The organism is Nostoc sp. EspVER01 (genome assembly GCF_034530635.1).
Lineage (GTDB): Bacteria > Cyanobacteriota > Cyanobacteriia > Cyanobacteriales > Nostocaceae > Nostoc.
The window spans coordinates 81186-101890 of record NZ_JAVRCS010000015.1 but is presented as its reverse complement, the minus strand read 5'-3'; the positions used below and the strand labels follow the sequence as shown (position 1 = coordinate 101890).

18 protein-coding genes are annotated in these 20705 nt (G+C 41.1%); 8 read left to right on the top strand and 10 right to left on the bottom strand.

Going from position 1 to position 20705, the window contains the following annotated elements; genetic code table 11:
• Both RMX69_RS15290 and RMX69_RS15285 read left to right on the top strand, forming a co-directional pair.
• Window positions 1–597, top strand: a complete 597-nt coding sequence (locus RMX69_RS15290; protein WP_322637951.1) for a molybdenum cofactor guanylyltransferase — start codon at window positions 1–3, stop codon at window positions 595–597.
• A 431-nt stretch (window positions 598–1028) separates the two neighbouring features.
• Window positions 1029–1655: a chloramphenicol phosphotransferase CPT family protein gene (locus RMX69_RS15285; RefSeq protein WP_322637950.1), complete on the top strand. Its 627-nt coding sequence runs from the start codon at window positions 1029–1031 to the stop codon at window positions 1653–1655.
• Window positions 1656–1762: 107 nt separating this feature from the next.
• Here RMX69_RS15285 and RMX69_RS15280 read toward each other — a convergent pair whose 3' ends face one another.
• From RMX69_RS15280 to RMX69_RS15250, 7 genes are all read right to left on the bottom strand, one after another.
• A complete protein-coding gene (locus RMX69_RS15280) occupies window positions 1763–3262 on the bottom strand; it encodes a family 10 glycosylhydrolase (protein ID WP_289797212.1) in 1500 nt (499 codons plus the stop codon).
• Between the two features lie 505 nt (window positions 3263–3767).
• Window positions 3768–4172: a photosystem II protein Psb27 gene (gene psb27, locus RMX69_RS15275; RefSeq protein WP_190240755.1), complete on the bottom strand. Its 405-nt coding sequence runs from the start codon at window positions 4170–4172 to the stop codon at window positions 3768–3770.
• 315 nt (window positions 4173–4487) lie between these two features.
• Window positions 4488–5633, bottom strand: a complete 1146-nt coding sequence (gene cofH / locus RMX69_RS15270; RefSeq protein WP_322637949.1) for a 7,8-didemethyl-8-hydroxy-5-deazariboflavin synthase subunit CofH — start codon at window positions 5631–5633, stop codon at window positions 4488–4490.
• Between the two features lie 83 nt (window positions 5634–5716).
• Window positions 5717–6547, bottom strand: a complete 831-nt coding sequence (locus tag RMX69_RS15265) for an ABC transporter ATP-binding protein (RefSeq protein ID WP_322637948.1) — start codon at window positions 6545–6547, stop codon at window positions 5717–5719.
• Window positions 6522–7334: a cobalt ECF transporter T component CbiQ gene (cbiQ, locus tag RMX69_RS15260; RefSeq protein ID WP_322637947.1), complete on the bottom strand. Its 813-nt coding sequence runs from the start codon at window positions 7332–7334 to the stop codon at window positions 6522–6524. Before cbiQ ends, RMX69_RS15265 begins: the two co-directional genes overlap by 26 nt.
• Window positions 7331–7633: an energy-coupling factor ABC transporter substrate-binding protein gene (locus tag RMX69_RS15255; protein ID WP_322637946.1), complete on the bottom strand. Its 303-nt coding sequence runs from the start codon at window positions 7631–7633 to the stop codon at window positions 7331–7333. The genes cbiQ and RMX69_RS15255 overlap by 4 nt, the downstream gene beginning before the upstream one ends.
• Window positions 7620–8306 (bottom strand): energy-coupling factor ABC transporter permease, encoded by a 687-nt coding sequence (locus RMX69_RS15250; protein WP_289799996.1) that lies wholly within the window; start codon window positions 8304–8306, stop codon window positions 7620–7622. The genes RMX69_RS15255 and RMX69_RS15250 overlap by 14 nt, the downstream gene beginning before the upstream one ends.
• Before the next feature lie 597 nt (window positions 8307–8903).
• Here RMX69_RS15250 and RMX69_RS15245 point away from each other — a divergent pair.
• From RMX69_RS15245 to RMX69_RS15230, 4 genes are all read left to right on the top strand, one after another.
• Complete coding sequence (locus tag RMX69_RS15245; protein ID WP_289797209.1) at window positions 8904–9929, top strand: multicopper oxidase domain-containing protein; 1026 nt, start codon at window positions 8904–8906, stop codon at window positions 9927–9929.
• Window positions 9930–10101: 172 nt separating this feature from the next.
• Entirely contained in the window at window positions 10102–11139 is a 1038-nt protein-coding gene (locus tag RMX69_RS15240; RefSeq protein ID WP_322637945.1) for a ComEA family DNA-binding protein, read from the top strand.
• A gap of 179 nt (window positions 11140–11318) precedes the next feature.
• On the top strand, window positions 11319–11753 hold the full coding sequence (locus RMX69_RS15235; protein WP_322637944.1) for a ferritin-like domain-containing protein: 435 nt from the start codon (window positions 11319–11321) through the stop codon (window positions 11751–11753).
• Between the two features lie 128 nt (window positions 11754–11881).
• The gene (locus RMX69_RS15230; protein ID WP_322637943.1) at window positions 11882–12850 is read left to right on the top strand and encodes an FTR1 family protein; all 969 of its coding nucleotides are present in this window, start codon (window positions 11882–11884) and stop codon (window positions 12848–12850) included.
• Window positions 12851–12993: 143 nt separating this feature from the next.
• Here RMX69_RS15230 and RMX69_RS15225 read toward each other — a convergent pair whose 3' ends face one another.
• On the bottom strand, window positions 12994–13929 hold the full coding sequence (locus RMX69_RS15225; RefSeq protein WP_322637942.1) for an ABC transporter substrate-binding protein: 936 nt from the start codon (window positions 13927–13929) through the stop codon (window positions 12994–12996).
• A gap of 128 nt (window positions 13930–14057) precedes the next feature.
• Window positions 14058–17003 carry a DNA polymerase I gene (gene polA, locus RMX69_RS15220; protein ID WP_322637941.1) on the bottom strand — a complete coding sequence of 982 codons (2946 nt, stop codon included), beginning with the start codon at window positions 17001–17003 and terminating at the stop codon, window positions 14058–14060.
• A 552-nt stretch (window positions 17004–17555) separates the two neighbouring features.
• Between polA and RMX69_RS15215 the strand changes: the two genes are divergently transcribed.
• On the top strand, window positions 17556–18263 hold the full coding sequence (locus tag RMX69_RS15215; protein ID WP_322637940.1) for a choice-of-anchor E domain-containing protein: 708 nt from the start codon (window positions 17556–17558) through the stop codon (window positions 18261–18263).
• Between the two features lie 318 nt (window positions 18264–18581).
• Window positions 18582–19433, top strand: coding sequence for a Cof-type HAD-IIB family hydrolase (locus RMX69_RS15210; protein ID WP_322637939.1), 852 nt, complete (start codon window positions 18582–18584; stop codon window positions 19431–19433).
• Between the two features lie 180 nt (window positions 19434–19613).
• On the opposite strand, the gene RMX69_RS15205 is transcribed toward RMX69_RS15210, so the two are convergent.
• A complete protein-coding gene (locus RMX69_RS15205) occupies window positions 19614–20306 on the bottom strand; it encodes a DALR anticodon-binding domain-containing protein (RefSeq protein ID WP_322637938.1) in 693 nt (230 codons plus the stop codon).
• Between the last annotated feature and the right edge of the window lie 399 nt (window positions 20307–20705).

The window sequence follows — 20705 nt, the reverse complement described above, 5'->3', positions numbered from 1 at the left end:
ATGACGAACGGAAGCAAATTAACAGCAATTGTGTTAGCTGGCGGTAAAAGTTCTCGGATGGGTGAGGATAAAGCCTTGATTCCCATTGAAGGAGTGCCGTTGTTACAGCGAGTTTGTGGGATTGCCAAAGGCTGTGCTGATGTTGTTTATGTAGTAACTCCCTGGCCAGAACGCTATCAAGATTTGCTTTTGCCTGGTTGTGAGTTTATTCAGGAAGTACCTTTATCTGGAGAATCTTTAGCCCACGGGCCTTTAGTTGGCTTTGCTCAAGGGCTAGCCAAAGTAGAGACAGAATGGGTGCTGTTGCTAGCTTGCGATTTGCCGAGGTTGCGAGTTGAGGTGTTGCAAGATTGGATAACTAGACTCGATCGCGTGGGAGATAATGCGATCGCAGCTTTAGCCTATCATCCCAAAGGCTGGGAACCTCTGTGTGGTTTCTATCGCCGTAGCTGTTTGCCACAACTTTTAGAGTTTATCAACCAAGGGGGGCGATCGTTTCAGCAGTGGCTTCGGCAATATCCGGTAGAAATTTTGCCCTTAGCAGAACCAGAAATGCTATTTAACTGTAATACACCAGAGGACTTGGCTTTAAATTGAGTTGAAGAGTGGGGACTTAATCGCGAACTGAACCTACGGAAACTCTGGTAATAAATTCATTTTTTGGATATCGAACAGAATTCAGGAGTCAGGTGGTCGCCGAGCGCAGTCGAGGTGAGTCAGAATTCAGTTAGGTATTCTGTATGACTGGCGCATAGCGCAGCGTAAAGCCTTCTCTTTTCCCAAAGGGAAATGCACTCGCGTTTGAGAGGCTTCTCTTTCAGAGACGCTACACGTAGCTTGCTTCTCCGTAGGAGTATGCTTAGAGCGAGTCTACATTCGCACAGCGTCTTGTAGAGAGCATCTTGATTCTGAATTCTGAATTCTGAATTCTGACTCCTGAATTCTGACTCCTGAATTCTTGCCTATTCAACGTTTTAGCCCTAACGTGGAACTGCTAACTATATGTATTAAGGATGCGAGGAGGAATCATGGGGCAGACACAGGAGCTTGGACAGATTATCATCCTGAATGGTGTCCCGCGATCGGGGAAGTCGAGCATTGTCGCAGTGATTCAGGAGACATTTGATGGTCTGTGGATGAACTTGGGTGTTGATAGATTTATGCAAATGACTCCCGCACGATACTTGCCTGGGATCGGTTTACGGCCAGGGGGAGAACGCCAGAACATCGAACCCCTTCTTCCTATTCTGTACAGCGCTATGTATGAGTCTATCGCCGCCCACAGCCGTTTGGGTCTGAATGTCGTGGTTGATGTCGGACACCACGATGCCTACGCAATAGAACGGGCAATTTTGGCTGATAGTGCCCGATGTTTGAAAGGATTGCCAGTTTTGTTCGTAGGTGTTTACTGCCCCATCGAGATCGTTATGGAACGACGACAAAACACGGGGTGGAACGTGGGCAGTACATCTGACTCCCCAATACCACATCCGGTTCAGTTATGGCAACGTGAAGTCCACATCCCTGGCATTTATGACCTTGAAGTGGATACCTCTTTGTTAAGCCCAGGTGCTTGTGCTGAGATGATACGCCAGTACCTCGCAGATAATCCAGCACCGTCGGCATTCCAACGACTCGCTGCACAATATACTTAAGCTGTGTTTATGACTGCGATCGCTATATTTGGTATGAATTTGTAAAGTGTGTGATTCTATAAGTTGAAAGGGAAATTCAATCCCTTTCAACTAATTCTGTAGGCAGTCTACTTAACTCGACAGAATTTGCGATCGCTATCATTCTGAGGATATTGCCAAGAATATGCAAAGTGGCTAACTCCCTTCAATTGCGGGGCAAATTTGCGGAGTGCTTGCATTTGCACTTCTAGGGATGGACGATTACTAATAGATTTTCCCCACTGACCGGCTAAAGCTGGGATTATCTGTGTACCCGGTTTTGCCATACTCAAAACCCGTTGCACTTGCGCCACAATACAACTGACATTACCGCAAGTCCCATAAGCCATAGGATGCCACTCTAATGTATTGGGGAACCGATCCCAAGGTTGTAAACGAGAATCATACCCTTGTCCGACAGTTTGGTTGCCATCAGGAAAAAACACCACTCCTGTGGAAACATTTTGCTGCTTTGCTGGGTAACTAGCGATGGTGACAAAATCTAGAATTCCTTGCATAGCGTGGGCAACGGCAAGCTGCCACAACTCCCATTGTAAAACTCTTTGTCTATCGGTTGCAGGCAGGATTGACTTTTGCGCTAGTGGGAGAGTGCGTCCTTGCCAAAGGGGTTCTCCTTCCTGGGGATAAAGTTTATCAACTTCCGCTACATCTCCACCAGTGACGAATCCCTTGCTTAAAAAGCGGCGAATTAAGTCCAGCGCTTTGTAATTTTGTGCCCGTTTAAATAAAGCTTCTTGGGTTGCAGGGCTAAATAGCCATAAATCTGAAACTTTAGTGGCGATAGAATCACTTCCAGCTTGGCGGGGATAACGCACGTAATCCAATAGCAAGCCATCTGGGCGACGGCGCAAAACTTCTTGTACCAATTGATAGTAGTCGCGTTTTGCTTGTGGGTTGTAGGGATCGATAAATAGTTGAGAGCCATTATCTACCACATATAAACTCGTTTGACCTTTGCCATTACGAGCGATCGCACCTTCTCTATCTGGGCGCTGGGCGTAAGTATAGCCGAAATTTGTGGTAAACATCCAGGCATAGACCTTCAAACCACGTTGCCGACCTTTTTTAATTGCTGTGGCAAGTATATCGATGTTTTCTGTCCCTGGAGTGCGAATCACAGCAGGCCAAACCGTCGGATTAGCTCTTGCTGGTAATAGTACCTGCCCATCGTAAAATACTTCTAAATAAACTTGGTTATAGCCACCATTAACAATCCGATCCATAATCTGATCGATTATTCCTGGCTGAATGTCACAGGGATACAAGCGTAACCAAAGGGCTTGAGTTTGCGGCCAAGTTCGAGAGCGACATTCCTTTAATTTCTGCGCCTGTTCTTGTACTATCTTTTGGTAGCGTGTTTGAGCATCTTGTTTGCCTTTGAGCGCTAACAAACGCAAATTTTCTTTTTGTTGCGCCGCAGCCGATGATAACTGACAATACTCAGTTACTTGCGCCTTTGCTGGTTCGCTTCCCAAGTTGGGGAGCAACAAACTACTAGTAAAAACAACAGCGAATAAGCGCCGCCAAAATAATGTTGATCTTGCAACCTTCAAGGGACAGTTAGACATACCTACCAGTAGATGAACAAATTCAAAAGAGTTTCAGACAGGGATTTAAATTCCGACTGTAACTTGCTTACCACAGGGTAACTGAGTAAAGACGGAGTGGCTCTAACTCTGAGCTACGTGTTGACGTTCGGTCTTAAAGCCTTTATTTAATTTGCGATAATCATCGATCCCAACTCAAATAATTATGGGAAACGTGTATCGAATTATATAGTTAAATACTAAGGGTTTTAAAACCTATTTTTTCAAGACTCTCAAAGGTCTATTTCTGTTGCCGTATTTTTGTATAGCGGTTTCCAGTGCATGAAGTAGATATTAAAACTTCACCCTCAATGTGAATGCATCGGCTCGTATTATGACAGCAGTTTTCAAGTAAATGAGCTATAAAATGCAGGACTTACGCATCAGATATAAAGAGTTTCTGCCTTCTGCCTTGACAAACAAAATAGTCAGGAATCAAAAGTTTTGACACCTGACTATTGATGATGGAGTAAGCAATAGTTAATAGCTAACCGCCACGTTTCAACGCCGTCTCTACCTGCTGCAACTCTTTCTCTAGACGATTTTTGAGTTTTTCGGGTACGGGACGATTTGGGTAAGAACTGTAGTGTCCAGCTAGGGAATTGAGGGCTGTTCGTATGGTTGTAAACGAGCCAAGACCAGAAACAGAGTTAACCCGCTGGTAGCGAGCTGAAAAGTCATTAATTTTTTGACGCGCTTCTGCTTGAATTGCTGCTTTGTCTGGTGAATCTTGTGAAAGATCCAGGGCTTGTCTCATAATATTGACCACAGCTAAGGTGTCTTGACGATAATCCCCAGTCAAACTATCTGGACTGCCAGAACAACCCATTAAGCCGATTGCTACAACCAAAACCAGCGCAAGCAAACGCGACCAATAGCGCTTCATATGCATTAAGTAAAAGAATACGTAAATCAACGTCCATCCTATCTTGGATTGGTAACTTGGGGATCAATTGAATGTTGATATCCTCACCGACCTCAAGGCGCTCTTAAGAAGGAGTAATGAGTAATAAGTAATAAGTAATGAGTAAATACCCATTTTTCATCCACTCATTACTCCTTACTCATTACTTTAAAGCATTGCGTGAAGCCTTAGGATTCAGACCCAAATATGTGGTGAGTGAGGGAGTGAAGAAGGGAATAGGGTACAGGTTACAGATTATTCCCTATCACCTTTCACCTATAACCTCTCACTGATGCCCAATGCCTAACGACTAATAACTTTTTGATAAAGAGTATCCCGTTGTTGGTAGGGTCGTCCTAAAGAAGCGATCGCAGTTTGCAATTGTTCTACTTCCATACACGTACCGCCTAAAGCACCTGCCATTGTGGTGATATGCTCCTCCATCAATGTGCCGCCAATATCGTTGCAACCCCAAGCTAACGCTTTTGTCGCACCTGCAAGCCCCAGTTTTACCCAACTCTGCTGATGGTTGGGAATCCAATTACCTAAGTAAATCCGCGCTACAGCCCCTAATAGCAGGGCATCACTTAAAACTGGTTGATCGCGTCCAACACGGCGACGTAAGGATTTGGGTGCTTCTTGACCTACGAAGGGTAATAAAATAAATTCTGTGATTCTTGCTGGATATCCCCGATTGATGGCGGTTTTTTGGAGCGATCGCAATTTTTCTAAATGCCCGATTTGCTGTTCGTGGGTTTCAATATGCCCAGATAACATGGTGCTGGTGGTATGCAAGCCTAATTTGTGAGCGGTGCTGATAATTTCTAGCCAAGTGGCTGTGTCAATCTTCTCTGGACACAATATCCGCCTAACTTCATCATCTAATACTTCCGCTGCTGTTCCCGGCATTGAGCCAACACCAGCATCGCGCAAAGCAGTAATCACTTCAGCATATTCCAATCCGTCAAGTCTGGCGATAAATTGCACTTCTTGAGGAGAGAAAGCATGGAGATGTATGTGGGGAAATTCCTGTTTAATGGTTTCTACGACTTTGAGGTAGTAGGGCAAAGATTTACCATTTATCAGTGCTTGTGGATTTAACCCCCCCTGCATACAGATTTCTGTCGCACCCCGTTTTACTGCATCTGTAGCTTTTTCCAAAATTTGCGCCGAATCTAACCAGTATGCATCGGCATCACCATCATCTCGACGGAATGCACAAAAACTACAGTGCTGCTCACAAATATTAGTAAAGTTAATATTACGGTTAATTACGTATGTAACCGTATCACCTGCTTGTGTGTGGCGGAGTGTGTCTGATGTAGTACGTATTGCTGCGATCGCCTCTGGCTCAGTTTGTTGTAGCAATACCACTCCTTCTTGAGGAGATAAGTCATAGCCCATTAAGGCATGTTCAAGAATGTTTTCAACAGCAATTTTTGTCAGCATTAATTTCTTAATTTCTCAGTAAATATTAATTTTCTTATCTTGTAAACAATTAAATTCTACTTAATAAATATGACTATTCTGAATTACGAATTACGAAACAGATGCAACATTCTTTGCCGTAAGCGCTCTAAAACTGGTTCTTCTTCGGCTGATACTTCAGCAAATAGCATCTCATATATCAATGGCACTCCTAGCTGTAAATCTTCGAGAACTTCACGTTGGGTAAACACATCCTCCGGTTTCCCCTCAATCACAAGTTGTCCCCGATCCATGACAAATATCCAGTCTGCCCAACGATAAACTAAATCAAGATCGTGGGTTGCCATGATTATAGTTGTACCATCTGCATGAATATTTTTCAGGGTTGTCATCAACTTACGAGTATGTAGCTTATCGAGATACGCCGTTGGTTCATCTAGCAATAGTAGTTCTGGTTTTAGCACCATAACATCAGCTATGGAAACTCGCTTTTTTTGCCCTAAGCTGAGATGATGGACAGGTCTTTGTGCTAGTTGGGTAAGTTCAAATTCGGCTAAGGCTTGTTCAACTCGTTGTTTAATTTCTCCTGTTGGCAATCCTAAATTGCACAAGCCATAAGAAATATCTTCTTCAACGGTAGAAGCTACTAGTTGTTGCTCTGGATCTTGAAAAACTAGCCCTACTTGTTGGCGTAATTTCATCAGTGATTGACGATCGTATTTTAGAGTTTTACCGTGCCAATACACGCTGCCTTTTTGAGGTTTATATAAACCGTTAGCTAATAAAAATAATGTGGTTTTGCCGCAACCATTTTGACCTATCAGCGCACATTTTTTATGAGAAGGAATTCTGAGATTTAATCCATTTAAAGCTGATTCCTGTGCCCCTGGATAAGTGTAATATAATTGCTCAAATTCGAGTAAAAATTGTTGCATGATCATACCAATCCAATGCTATTAATAATGCACATCCTATAATTGCTTCGATGGCATACCGCTTGGATAAATGATAGCGATGAGGATGCCAAACTTTAAATTCTCCATTAAATCCCCTTGATGCTAAACTCAAGGATACTTGGCGATAGTTTTCTAAGGTTCGCTTGAGCAATTGTCCAATTAATAGAGCTAAACTTTTCATCCCAATTCTAAAAGTGCAATAGCCACCACGAGCTTGTTGGGCAGTCCATAATTCGGCAGATATGTTTAAAAGAACAAAAATAAAGCGGTACATCAATAATAATAAATCGGTTAACAGCATAGGAAAACCGACACGACGCAGAACTTGTAAAAGCTCGGTGAAGGGGATAGTTAACATAATGAAATATAAGCAGGAAAGAGACGCGATCGCTCGTGTTAAAATTGTCAATCCCTGCTCCATACCGTGAATACTGATATACACATAATAAGAGCCAATATTCAACCCTGCGGCTGAGTCATTTTGCACTAAATGTAAGTGAGAAATGTTTACGCCATTAATGACTAAAGCTGGTAAGCTTGTTAACCAGAATAAACTAGCGGCATACACTAGTTTGAAATAAATTTTGCTAGGAATTCCTGCATATATAATTGTCCAAGTACTCATCCAAACTGCAATCAAAACTTGAACTAGGGTATGGCTAAAGGCAGCGATGATCAACAGAGCGATCGCAAACAGTAATTTCTGCTCTGGTGCTAACCACCGCAACCGATTAGTGTATGCAAGGGTATCTATTTGCAGACTCATTCCTTATTCCTTTGATGTTGCGATCGCCCTTTATACAACCCAATTACATAACCAATTACTCCAGCCCCCCCCGCCGCTTGCACGGAAAATAATAAGCTTTCAACTTCTCCACCGGGCAACTCAATTAATGAATTAAACCAAGGTTTATATTCGGGCTGAATTTCTTTAATTGCATTTTCAGCATGACCATCTGCGCCGCTAAAATCTGATCCTTTAATTAATACTAATGGTGCTACTGCCAATCCCACTACTCCTAATAGCAACAGCCAGTTACTCAATCCTTTTTTAGACTGTTTCATTGTGTTGAGGTTCCCTTTTGATTAATTTCAAAAATTCTAATTCTTGAGGTGTATAAGATTGTAGCCAATTCCACACCAATACAGTTAGCAAACCTTCACTAATTGCCAAAGGAACCTGAGTAATCGCAAAAATGCCTGCAAACTTGGTAAATGAGGCTATAAACCCACCGACAGGTGCGGGAAAAGCTAGAGCGAGTTGCACGGAAGTAATAAGGTAGGTGAGTAAATCTCCCAAAGCGGCTGCTAAAAAGATGGCTATTTTTTGCTTACCAGTTAGCCGCATCGTCAAATGATATATCCAGTAAGCAGCAAATGGGCCTGCGATCGCCATCGAAAAAGCATTTGCCCCCAATGTCGTCAACCCTCCATGAGCCAACAGCAGCGCTTGAAATAACAGAACTAGACCCCCCAGGACTGACATAGCCAGAGGGCCAAATAGCACCGCTCCTAACCCTGTACCTGTGGGATGGGAAGAACTACCCGTAACTGAAGGAAGTTTCAACGCTGACAAGACAAAGGTAAAAGCTCCCGCCAATGCCAAGAGTAATTTTAGTTCTGGGTTAGCTTGGGTGATCCGAGTCAGCGATCGCAATCCTAAAACAAAAAATGGTAGCGCTACTATCCACCAAAAAATTGCCCAATTTCCTGGTAAGTAGCCTTCCATGATGTGCATAGCATAGGCTGGTGTAGACGCTCCAATAACTAGGTAAAAGCTCAAAACCACTATCAAAATTAGTGATCCGCTTTTTGACTTTAGAAGAATTCTTGGCACGCTGTATACCTCGCAAAGACATTTTAAATACTCAGTTTAAATCGGCGGGCGCTCTCATAAACGCTTCAAAATTAAAAATTAAAAATGGTAAGGACTGACAATTTTATGGAAATGCAATTTATTTCATCTCTAAGTAAATAAAATGCACCACAGCATAGCAACAGTCTCTTAGTTTCGTCCATATCCAGGTGCTATTATACGCGTTGTTTATATTCTAAGTACTGTCAAGGCAATAAGCATACCAATAAAATAGACATCAAAAGTTAGCTTCATTTGAAGATTATTTATACATGCTTAAAAGATAAATACTGATAAAAATTAGAAAATTTGACTGGAATGTTCACGGACTGATTTTAATTTGATCTAAATTTAATAACTTAACGCAGTAGTTCTAAAGCACTATAAATTATTGACAATAATTATTAACTCTTCTAATATTTAAAAGCAATTGCAAAATATTTGCAATTCTTTATTTGGTGCTAACTGTAACTAAATGTCATGCCCAACAACTTCGCTCTAGGTAACGGAAAACCTTGGAGCCGCCGTCAATTGTTGAAGCTGGGCCTAGCAGGTGCTGGAGTAACTGGTGCAGCTGGACTTTGGCAGATGCTAAATCTACAAAGTAAGTCAATCGTTAAAGTGCCACCATTCGATAGGTCAGCACCAGACGACGTTACTAACCCAATGAAGATGTTAAGGGATTTTGATTATGGGACGGTGAAGCAAGAAAATGGGCGGACTATCCGGGAATTTCAGTTAACTGCTGGTTCTTCCATCATAAAACTCAATAGTGCTGTCTCTTACAACATCTGGGATTTAAACGGTCGCATACCAGGGCCAACGCTACGGGCAAAACAGGGCGATCGCATCCGGGTACTATTTCTCAATAATGCGGGACATTCTCACTCTTTGCATTTTCATGGCGTTCATCCAGCAGAAATGGATGGTGTTCGCCCCATCAGCAACGGCAAAGCCACGATTTATGAATTTGATGCTGAACCTTATGGCGTTCACCTATACCACTGCCATATCGAACCAGTCACCCGCCACATCGCTAAGGGGCTGTACGGAATGTTTATTATCGATCCACCGACTCCCCGTCCCCCAGCTGATGAGATTGTATTAGTGATGGGTGGGTATGACGTGAATGATGATAGCCATAACGATTATTACGCCTTCAATGGTTTGCCCCACTATTACATGCATCATCCCATTGGCATTTACAAAGATCAGTTGATTCGGCTGTATGTCCTCAACATCATTGAATACGATCCGGCAGTGACGTTTCATCTCCATGCCAACTTCTTTGATGTCTATCGCTATGGCATGAGTATGACTCCTAGTGAGAAAACTGATGTGATTACGATGGGTGTAGCAGAAAGGCACATCTTAGAATTTTCTTTTCGCTATCCAGGTAAGTATATGTTCCATCCCCATCAAGATGCGATCGCAGAAAACGGTTGTATGGGTCAATTTGAAGTAATTACTGAGAGCAACTCTCAAAATACTGTTAAGAGTTCCTGACGATATTATTAGTAATTTGTAATTAATTTATTAAAATTTTAGCAAACTATTTGATAAAAAATCTCATTATATGCAAAAGTAAAATCTATGACAATCTGTCAAACAAACTATTTTCTAGTAATAGTTTGAAATGTTTCAATTAATACCTTTTTTAGTTGTGCGAGGAGCAAAGATGATAAAACTTCGTTATATCTGTTTAACAGCAGCAGCAGCCTTAATAGTTACCTTGAGTTCTTGTAGTAATACACCAACCGCAGAAAATCCATCAGCACCAGTTCCTAACACTCCCGCTACAGAGGCAGTAAGTAGTAACAGTCATAGTGGTCACGGTAGCAAAGACAAAATTAACATTAACAGCGCTATATTGTCAGAATTGGATAAGTTTGAAGCCAAGCTAGGTATCCCGGCTTTATCAAACAAAATCCAGGCAAATCGTCCCTACGGTAGCCCAGAAGATTTAGTTACTAAAAAAGTAATTACTCAAGAACAGTTCGACCAAATTAAAGACCAAGTTGGTGTTCAAGAAGTGGTACTCACAGGTGAGGCAAAAGATGTTGATTATATGTCTAAATTAGGCTTAATGAAAGGGCATCTTTTGGTAGCACAAGAACTGCTCGATCAGAACCAGCCGAAACAGGCAGAACCTCATATTGGGCATCCAGTTGAGGAGATTTACGTTGATGTAGAAGATCAACTTAATGAACGCAAAGTCAAAGAATTTAAGACAACTTTGGTGAGTTTGCAAGATTTAGTGAAATCTAGTCCCAAGGATAGCAAAATTAAAACTAATTTTACTTCTTCAGTGCAAGCAGTTGATTCCGCGATCGCAGCTTTGCCAGCAGATCAACGCTCAAAACCAGGATTTACGCTACAGGTAATTAACGAACTACTAGATGCAGCTAACTCCGAATATGGCGCGGCGATCGCAGATGGTAAAGTAACCGCCCCAATTGAGTATCAAGACTCCCGTGGTTTTGTCGTTTACGCCAATGATTTATACAAAGGAATTTCTAGTCAAGTAGCTCAAGCAGATCCCGAAGCGCACAAAGCGATTGATACTAGTTTCGCTGAACTCATAAAAGTTTGGCCCGCCGCCATCCCACCAGCAAAAGCAGTCAAAACACCTAATGATGTTACCAAACTGGTGAAAACCATTGAGGAAAACTCTCAAAAAGTGGTTGACAAATCCAATACCCAAGCACAGCGATAACACTTTAATTTAATGGAAAGTATAGGTTAAGGAGTTTAAAATAGTTAGGAGTTAGGAGTTAAGAGTTATGAATTATGAATTATGAGTTATGAATCCCAAATTACTAACTCCTAACTTCCAACTCCTCACTTCTAACTCCTAACTAATTACACTCCCTTCGTTACTTTAACTAACAACTGATGCAAGAACTTGACCATAAAAAGACTATTGACCTGCTCAACGCCATCATGGAATTTGAACTAGCAGGAGTAGTGCGCTACACACATTATTCTTTGATGGTAACTGGCCCTAACCGTATTCCGATTGTGGCTTTTTTTAAAGCACAGGCAAGTGAATCTTTACTTCATGCCGAACAAGTAGGAGAAATTCTCACCGGTTTAGATGGGCATCCCTCCCTGAAAATCGCCCCAATGGAAGAAACCTACCAGCATAAAGTCAAGGATATCTTGGAAGAAAGTTTATCCCATGAAAAAAAGGCATTGGATCTGTATAAAAAATTGCTCGAAACTGTCACCAATGCCAGCATTTACCTTGAAGAATTCGCTCGCGGTATGATTGGACAAGAAGAGATGCATAATCTCGAGCTGAAAAAGATGCTACGCGATTTTAGTTAATAGTCATTAGTCCTTAGTCATTGGTCATTAGTCACTTGTTATTAGTCATTAGTCATTAGACAAAAACAAAGGACAAAGGACTAATGACAAGGGACTAATGACAAAGGACAAAAGACAAAGGACAAAAGATGAATTTTAGTACTGCTCTACCTACTTTTGTAATCACACTTCGAGAAGGAGTAGAAGCTGCCCTTGTTGTTGGTATTGTGCTAGCTTTGCTAAAAAAAGCTAAACAATCTCGACTGAACTCTTGGGTATATGCTGGTGTCGGCGTTGGCGTTGTCGTCAGTGCCTTAATAGGCGTGTTATTCAGTTGGATAATTCAAATACTGGGAGCAGCGAATCCTCAATACACCACCGTAGTTGAGCCAGCTTTGGAAGGTGTATTTAGTGTATTAGCGATCGCAATGCTCAGTTGGATGCTAATCTGGATGACTAAACAAGCCAGATTCATGAAAGCTACAGTTGAGGGGGCAGTAACAGAAGCGCTGACACAAAATTCAAATGCTGGCTGGGGTGTTTTTACTTTAATTTTAATTGCCGTTGTCCGCGAAGGCTTTGAAACTGTTCTGTTCGTTGCAGCAAATTTTCAACAGGGATTAATGCCAGCATTGGGTGCTATTGCTGGTTTGGTAACGGCATCCGCTATTGGAGTGCTGCTATTTAAATGGGGCGTCAAAATTAACATCCGCCAATTTTTCCAGGTAATGGGCGTTTTATTAGTGTTGATTGTGGCTGGGTTGGTAGTTTCAGCCTTGAAACACTTTGACGAAGCTGTAGCTAACCTTGCCCTTAGCAGTCGCGCTACAGAAAACCTTTGTTTCTATTACGAACATTTTACAAAAGTCCACTCTTGTATTTTGGGGCCAATGGTTTCCAATACTTCCACAATCTTGCCTGACGAACAGTTTCCTGGGATTATTCTCAAATCTTTATTTGGCTATAGAGACAACCTCTATCTTGTACAAGCAGTGGGATACGTGACATTTTTGCTCACCATTGGAGGATTGTATTTCCGCAGCCTTGGAGGTGCTTCTCGTGAAGGTAAAAAGAATATCCCCTTTGGACAAAAACCAATTAGTTCTGCAAAAGATTAAAAGCACAGTCAATTTTATATTTCTTGCCTAGTTCCCAGTCTCTGACTGTGAATTCCTATTGGGAGGCTCCGCCTCCCCTATTCATGAATGACAAACATTTGAAAATAGAACCTAAAACAAGATTTTAAATTATATTTATTGAGCTAAGTACCTTGTGGTGCAAACAACGCTTGCTTAAGCTGCTGACAAGCCTTTTCTATTGCATCTATACTACCTGGATTTACTAGACCAAAATAATCAAACACATAAACTCGGTTATTTTTAGTTGCTTGCAATTTCTGCCAAAAAGCTTCCTTTTTCAAAGAATCTAAAAGCGCTACTTCAGAATTTCCTTGCGGAGGATTAACTAAAATTATCACCTCTGGATTTGCTTCTAAAACTTTCTCAGCCGAAAGCGTCACATAGCCACCAACTGGACTTTTTCCTTGTAAATCTGCGGCTATATTTTTCGCCTGAAACTTCGCTAGCAAATCCCCTGCCCAACTGTTTTTATTTGGCGCTAAAATTGGTTGACGACTAACCAGTGCTAGAGTAGAAGGACTCTGAGTTGGTTTATCTGGTAAGAAAGTTTGGTAACGGTTTAACAAAGGCTGAGGATCGGCATTAATTGATTTAGCAAGTGTTTTAGTAACTTCTTCTAGAGATTCCCAGCTATTCACCTTAGTGAGCAAAGTCGGAATTCCTAGTTGCTGAAGTCTTTGAATTGGGATATTAGAAAAACCTTCAGCACCAATAACTAAATCTGGTTTGAGCGCTACCACTTTTTCTAAATTTGGCGGACTTTGACCTTCACTAACGCGGGGAATATCCTTAAATCTGGAGTCATTATTAAATAATTTACTACCAGTGATTCCAACAATTTTTGTTTCATCTAGTCGAGAGATAATATCAGCCGATAGAGAAGAAAGAGCAACAACTCTTTTTGCTGATCCTTTTGGTAATTGTTGAGAGTTCGTGTTAGTCGCCTCAGTGGTATTTTCCACTTTGGTTTGTGGTTGCTGAGTATTTGCAGTGGTGCAAGCAACTAAAACTATACTCAACAAAATTGCTAAAGTAGATACGAGCCAGCGACGATGCATATTAAAATTCCATATATGAGTAGGAATGGTATAACATTAGCATTCGTAATTCGTAATTACTAATGATGCTATCAGTTGAATTACGAATTACGAATTATTAATGTAATTTTTCCAATCCCCAGTTAAACTTACTTCGTCTCCATCCAATTGTCACCAACACGCGCCTCTACAAGCAAAGGCACACTCAACTGCACTGCATTTTCCATCACCGATTTAATTTGTAGTTGTAATTCTTCCCACTCATTAGGAGGGATTTCAAACACTAATTCATCATGAACTTGCAACAACAAACGCGCCTGATAGTTCTTCAAAACCTCATGCAATCTCACCATTGCAATTTTGATAATATCCGCGTTAGAACCTTGAATTGGTGCATTAGCCGCGGAGCGTAATAAACCCGCATCATAAGCACCCAAATTTTTCAATTTACTCAGATCAATATCTTCTGGATTACTGCCTTTTAATTTACGTAAACTGTTATTAGTAAAGTCAAAATAACGACGGCGACCGAAAATGGTTTCTACATAACCAAGAGCGATCGCTTCTTTTTTGACTCGCTCTAAATATCCAAAAACTTTAGGATATCGTTCATTAAACCGCTTAATGAACTCGTTGGCAATGTTTTTATCTATCCCAGTTGAGCGCGAAAATCTGAGAGAACCCATTCCATAAATCACGCCAAAATTGATAGTTTTTGCCATCCCTCGTTCTTCTGAGGTGATATTTTCTTTTTCAAATACTAACCGCGCCGTCACAGTATGAACATCTTCATTTTGCTGATATGCTTGCACTAATATCGGCTCTTGACTCAAATGAGCCAAAATTCGTAATTCAATTTGTGAGTAATCAGCAGCCACCATTAACCAACCAGGTTCAGGCAAAAATGCCTTCCGAATTTGGCGACTAAAAGCTGTACGAATGGGAATATTTTGCAAATTCGGGTTAGAAGAAGATAACCTACCCGTTGATGTTGCTGCTTGATTAAAATCAGTATGCACTCGCTGGGTATCTGGACGCACCAATGCAGGTAATGCATCAACATAAGTAGACTTTAATTTGGATAAAGTGCGATACTCAATAATCGCCTCAACAAACCCAGTGTTATCATCTTCTTGAAGTCTTTCCAGTGTTGCTGCGTCTGTAGAGAAGCCCGTTTGTATTTTCCGAGAATGTTTGGTGCTTAACCCCAGCTTTTCAAACAAAATTTGGCTCAATTGTTTAGGAGAACCTAAGTTAAAATTTTCCCCAGCTATTTCAGTTGCTTGCTCTTTTAACCTAGCTAACTCTGTTTCTAAATGCTGCGAAAGTTCTTGCAAATAAGCTGAATTAATCCGAACGCCTGTATATTCCATTTGGGCTAAAACCGCTTCTAATGGCTGCTCAACTTCCACTAATAGCTTAGACAAAGCTGGAAATTTATCCAGTTCCTCACGCAATTTTGCCACTAAACCAAAGGTAGAATAAGCATCCATCCCACAGTAGTCAGCTACGGCGGGAATATCTATATCAGCGATAGTTTTGCCTTTAGGAACTAAATCTAAATAACTTTTAGCTATCAATCCCAAATATCGCTGCGACAAATCCATCAAATTATGACTTGAATCTGGATTTAGAATGTAACTTGCCAGCATGGGATCAAACACCACTCCCGCCAAGTTAATTCCTTGACACCTGAAAACTAAGCGGTCAAATTTGGCATTTTGTAAAGCTTTTGGATAATCCGCACTTTCGAGAATTGGGCGTAATACTTCTAACACCAAATCTTTATGCAAATTTTCTCCAGTTTTATGCCCCACAGGAATATAGGCCACCTCATCTGGTTCCGTTCCCCAACAGCAACCAATTCCTACTAACTCAGCATCTCTTGGTTCTAAAGCGGTAGTTTCAGTGTCCCAAGCAACGGGTGTTTCTAGATTAGTGAATTTTTGCAAAATTTTCACTAACTCAGTTAATTTAGCTTCGGTATTGATGATACGTGGTGTAATTGGAGAAGTCGATTGTTGTGGAACTGCTGCTGTATCACTAGCACTGAAAAACCACAAATCATTATCTTCATCACCACTGAATTCTGAGTTAGTAGACTTGGGATTATTTGCGTCTGTTTTAGTTTCTTGCTTTTCTTCAACTTTGCCACCAAAACGCTGCTGAAGGTCGTTTATCCTGCCTAAAAAAGACTTGAATTCTAATTTTTCTAAAATTGGTGATAAGACGCTTGTATCAAACCCTTTTAATTTGCAATCTTCTAAATCAAATTCTATCGGAACATCTAAAACTATAGTTGCCAAATAGCGAGACTTCTCGGCATCTTCTTTACCTGCTGCCAGTTTTTTCTGAGTTGCACCTTTAATTTCATCTAACGCAGCATAAACATTTTCAAGTGAACCATAGGTATTCAGCAGTTGCACTGCTGTTTTTTCCCCAATTCCCTTGACACCAGGAATATTATCTGATTTATCACCACAAAGAGCTTTGAAATCAACAATTTGTGAAGGTAAAACGCCCATTTTCTCTTTGACTTGTTCTGCTTCAAATTCTGTGATGCTATTTGTGGAGCGTTTTAAGGCATCTGGACTAAAATTTAGAACAGTGATTTCTTTGTCAGAGTCGATTAGTTGAAATAAATCGCGATCGCCAGTGAGAATCTTCACCCTATACCCAGCCGCAGTTACTCGCTGTGCTAAGGTTCCCAAAACATCATCAGCCTCAAAACCAGGGGCAGTGAAAAAGGGTAGATTGAAGCCATTCAGCAACTCATGCAGGTTTTCTAAGTCGGGAATGAAGTCTTCTGGCGTTTCCGGGCGATCGGCTTTATAAGTCTCGTCCGCTTCGTGGCGAAAAGTTGCCTCAGCCAAATCAAAAGCGATCGCCATTGCTTGTGGCTGTTGTGTTGCCATTACCTCCAGCAGGCACTTCACAAAACCAAAACATATACTCGTAGGAATCCCTGCTTTAGTACGCAGTCCTCCATCTCGCCCTTTGGCGAAAGCAAAGTATGAACGATAAGCCAGCGAGTGCCCATCTACGAGGATGAACGTGGGGCGTGTTGCAGTTGCAGAAGTCAAAGTTTCAGACATAGCCCTATTTTAGCCAGAAGCCTTGTCACATAGTTAGCAATTTCAGATGCTGGTTCTGCTTGACTTTGGCGATAATAGCCCAGTTTTTGCGTACCAATTGCTCTTGAGTATGATTTTAGACAAATTTATATTTACGCATTTGCAACTTTAGTACGGAAGGGAAGTAGAACCAACTTTTGGCAGAGATACCAGCTCAATTAAGTACGTGAGTATAAGCATAGTAACCGGATAGTAAATAGATCCCCAACTTATCACCAAAAGTCGGGGATCTATCTCCTGAGCGTTTTATGTTTAATTAGGTTGACCTAGCTTACTTCTCAGGAACCAATAAAAACTAGCTTAATATTTCGACATAATATTACCACTATCAAAACCTCTTGCCTTAATAAAACTTTATATGTACCAATCAAAAAGTCTATTTATCGAAGGAATTTGAACATAATAACTTTACATAAAGTTACGTGTATTTATCAAGACTACAAGCAAAGTTTCAGAGTTAGAAATAGGTTAGTAATCCCGTAATGATTCGTTTCAGAAAAGCATCTTCTATCCATGACAACAAAACTATTCAACACTCTAGCTGCTGCTACAACTTTGGCAGGAATTGTTGCAACATCTGGCGCAGCTAATGCAGCTTCTCTCTCATACACTAGTTCCACTAATTACGATTTCACAAATATCATTGATGCACCTCTGAGCGTCCAAAAATTTGACTCATCTTTGGGTACACTCAAGGGTGTAACAATAAGTTTTACTGGCGACATACTTGGAAATGCAGGTTTTGAAAATAGGAGTCCAACCCCGACTCAGGTGACAGTAAATCTTGCTAGTCAACTCAGCTTAAAACTAAATAATCAGTCTCTGTTTGCGCTCAATCCACAAGATATATCGAGTTATCAAGCTGCTAAATATGATGGTACTACTGATTATAGTGGCACCTCTGGAAAGACTGTTTCTAACTTAACTGCCACACAATCTGCAACTCAGTCTTTCACCAATACCCAATTCTTGCAGTCTTTCACTGGTAATGGCGACATAGACTTTTTGTTCTCAGCTTTAGCCAATTCAGTAGTTACGGGTTCGGGCAACATGAGATCCTATATTGATACTTATGCCAAAGCAGGTATCAAAGTAACTTATGACTACGATGAAGTGAAAGCAGTACCTGAATCCTCTGCCACACTTGGAATTGGTTTAATTGCTGGGCTTTGTCTATTGTCACAACGCAAAAAAAGCTGGATCAAGGTCTCCAATTCATAGACTTTCTTGAATAGGTAGGTTTTTCGATCCTATCTATCGATCAGGCGATCTAAATTTAAATAAAAAAACCCGATTTGTTCGAGAATCGGGTTTTTTATTGCGCCTATTAGCCATAATTTTTAAACCTTTTTAAATAAATCCAAAATCCTCAAAGCAAGTGTATTGCTCTTTGGGATAAATCTAAAATCTAAAGTTGTGTAAGTCAACATCCTCATGGTAAGGGAATTGGATTGACTAAAGATGCCAATTTTTTCAACTACTCCCCACTGGTCGCTAGAGCCTGTTAACCTCTTACTGGAACTTAAAATCTAGGAAATTATGCAGAAAGCATCTACTGACAATCAGGCTGCTGCAAAAGAAATTAAGCTATTAGTTTTGGATATAGATGGCACGATCGCTGGACACTCTAATACCATTAGCGAACCTGTAAAGCAAGCAATCTTTGCGGCGCAAGCACGAGGAATTCAAGTGGCGATCGCCACAGGTAGAATGTATCGTTCAGCTTTGCGCTTCCACCAAGACATCGGCTCTACCCTACCATTAATGGCCTATCAAGGAGCCTGGATTCAAGACCCAATCAGCCAAAAAATTCATCGCCATTGGGTTGTTTCCAGAGAAATCGCCCACCAGTTACTCGACTATTTTGAACAGCCTGAGTTGCGATCGCTTCTATCTGTTCACTTTTACATCAACGATCAGCTATATGTTCGTGAGTTAACCAGAGAAACCAAAACTTATGCAGAACGTTCTGGTATTATCGCGATTCCTGTGGGTGATTTGCGTCAAGCCTTAACGAATGAACCGACAAAAATTCTTGCTTTATCTGATGACACTGACTTAATCGATAAACTATTAGGAAATTTGCGCCGCCAATACACACCCGGTGAACTTTATATGACGACATCTGTTGCTACCTTTTTTGAAGCAACTAACGCCTCTGTAAATAAGGGGACTGCTGTACGTTACCTAGCCGAAGAATTGCTGGGATTACAGTTAGCCAACGTGATGGCGATTGGCGATAACTTCAATGATGTGGAAATGCTGGAGTATGCCGGACTTGGTGTAGCTATGGGCAACGCACCAACAGGAGTGCAAGCGATCGCTAAGTGGGTAGCTCCTAGCGTAGAGGAAGATGGGGCAGCAGTAGCAATTGAAAAGTTTTTGCTGTAGTTAGGGCACTTTTTAAAATCTAACCCATACAAATCAGAAAGGACACCGACGACTGGCCGTGTTTCGTCTCGGTGCCCTAGCTGGTTCGCTCCTCACACACCTGCTAATGTATCCGAGGTGGTGCATCGAGTCAATAGCTATATAAAAAGTTTTTATTTTTGCCTAAGCGACATTACCGATTTATAACTCCAAAGGCGCAAAAACCCCCAGATTTTCCTCTAGGACAAATTTTAATACTGACTGAGTAGCCATGAGCAATCCGAGTCTAGCTTGGGCTAGTTCTGGTGATGTAATTTTGATCTCACCCCAAATCCGACAATTAGACCAAAACTTTTCAAAAGCCTGGCTCAAATTCAGCGCTATTTTTTCCCATTTCACAGAACCGCTAACATCAGGACACTCTATGTTGTCTACCACTTGTATTAATTCGCCAATTAGACGACGCTCATCTGGGTGATTGAGTTGTAGTGTTCCGTCGCAATTAAGCCAAGGTAGGGGGTTAGGAGAGATAACATCCCAAAAAGCTGGACTAGTCTTTGGAACTGGTTCTCTAAGTTTAATCAATCCCTCTCGATGAGCCAGAAGCACTAGCGAACAGCAGCGTGCATGAGCATATTCAACAACAAACAATAAATTGGGCATTGGGCATGGGGCATTGGGCATTGGGCATGGGGCATCAATTGTGTCCTCTGCTCCCCTGCTCCCCTGCTCCCCTGCTCTCTTTGAACTTCCGACTACGAGACTTTGTAACCAAGTCGCTAAGGTTGAGTGAGTTAATTCAAAACTTATCAAACCAGGGGGAACTATTTGGATGCTAAAAACGTCGTCACAAATCCCTGATAAATCTGAAGCGATCGCACTAGCAAGCTCCATCGCTTTTCGATTCTGAGATTTTGATAGTCGCAGAGATACACTTGAGGTATAGAAAACTCTATCATCATCTCTACCTTTATGTAGAGGAATTTTTTCCCCTTTTATGCATATATTTTCTGAATTATAAGTATCAATGCTTAGTGATTTTATTAGATAACTATATAGTAGCTGTTTGATTGACGTATATTTGCTAACTGGTAATTTATAATGCACGTAATATTATTTAAATAGTCATGTAAGATATATTTGTTACATTTCTGTCATCTGTCTTGCGGTATAAATTTAATTTAGATGAAGAAAAATGAGAAGAGGATAAAATTTGATGAATAATCGATGAATAGTAAGTAAACTTTACTACCATCATTGTACAGTAGGAAGTATAACAAAAGAGTAGAGAGT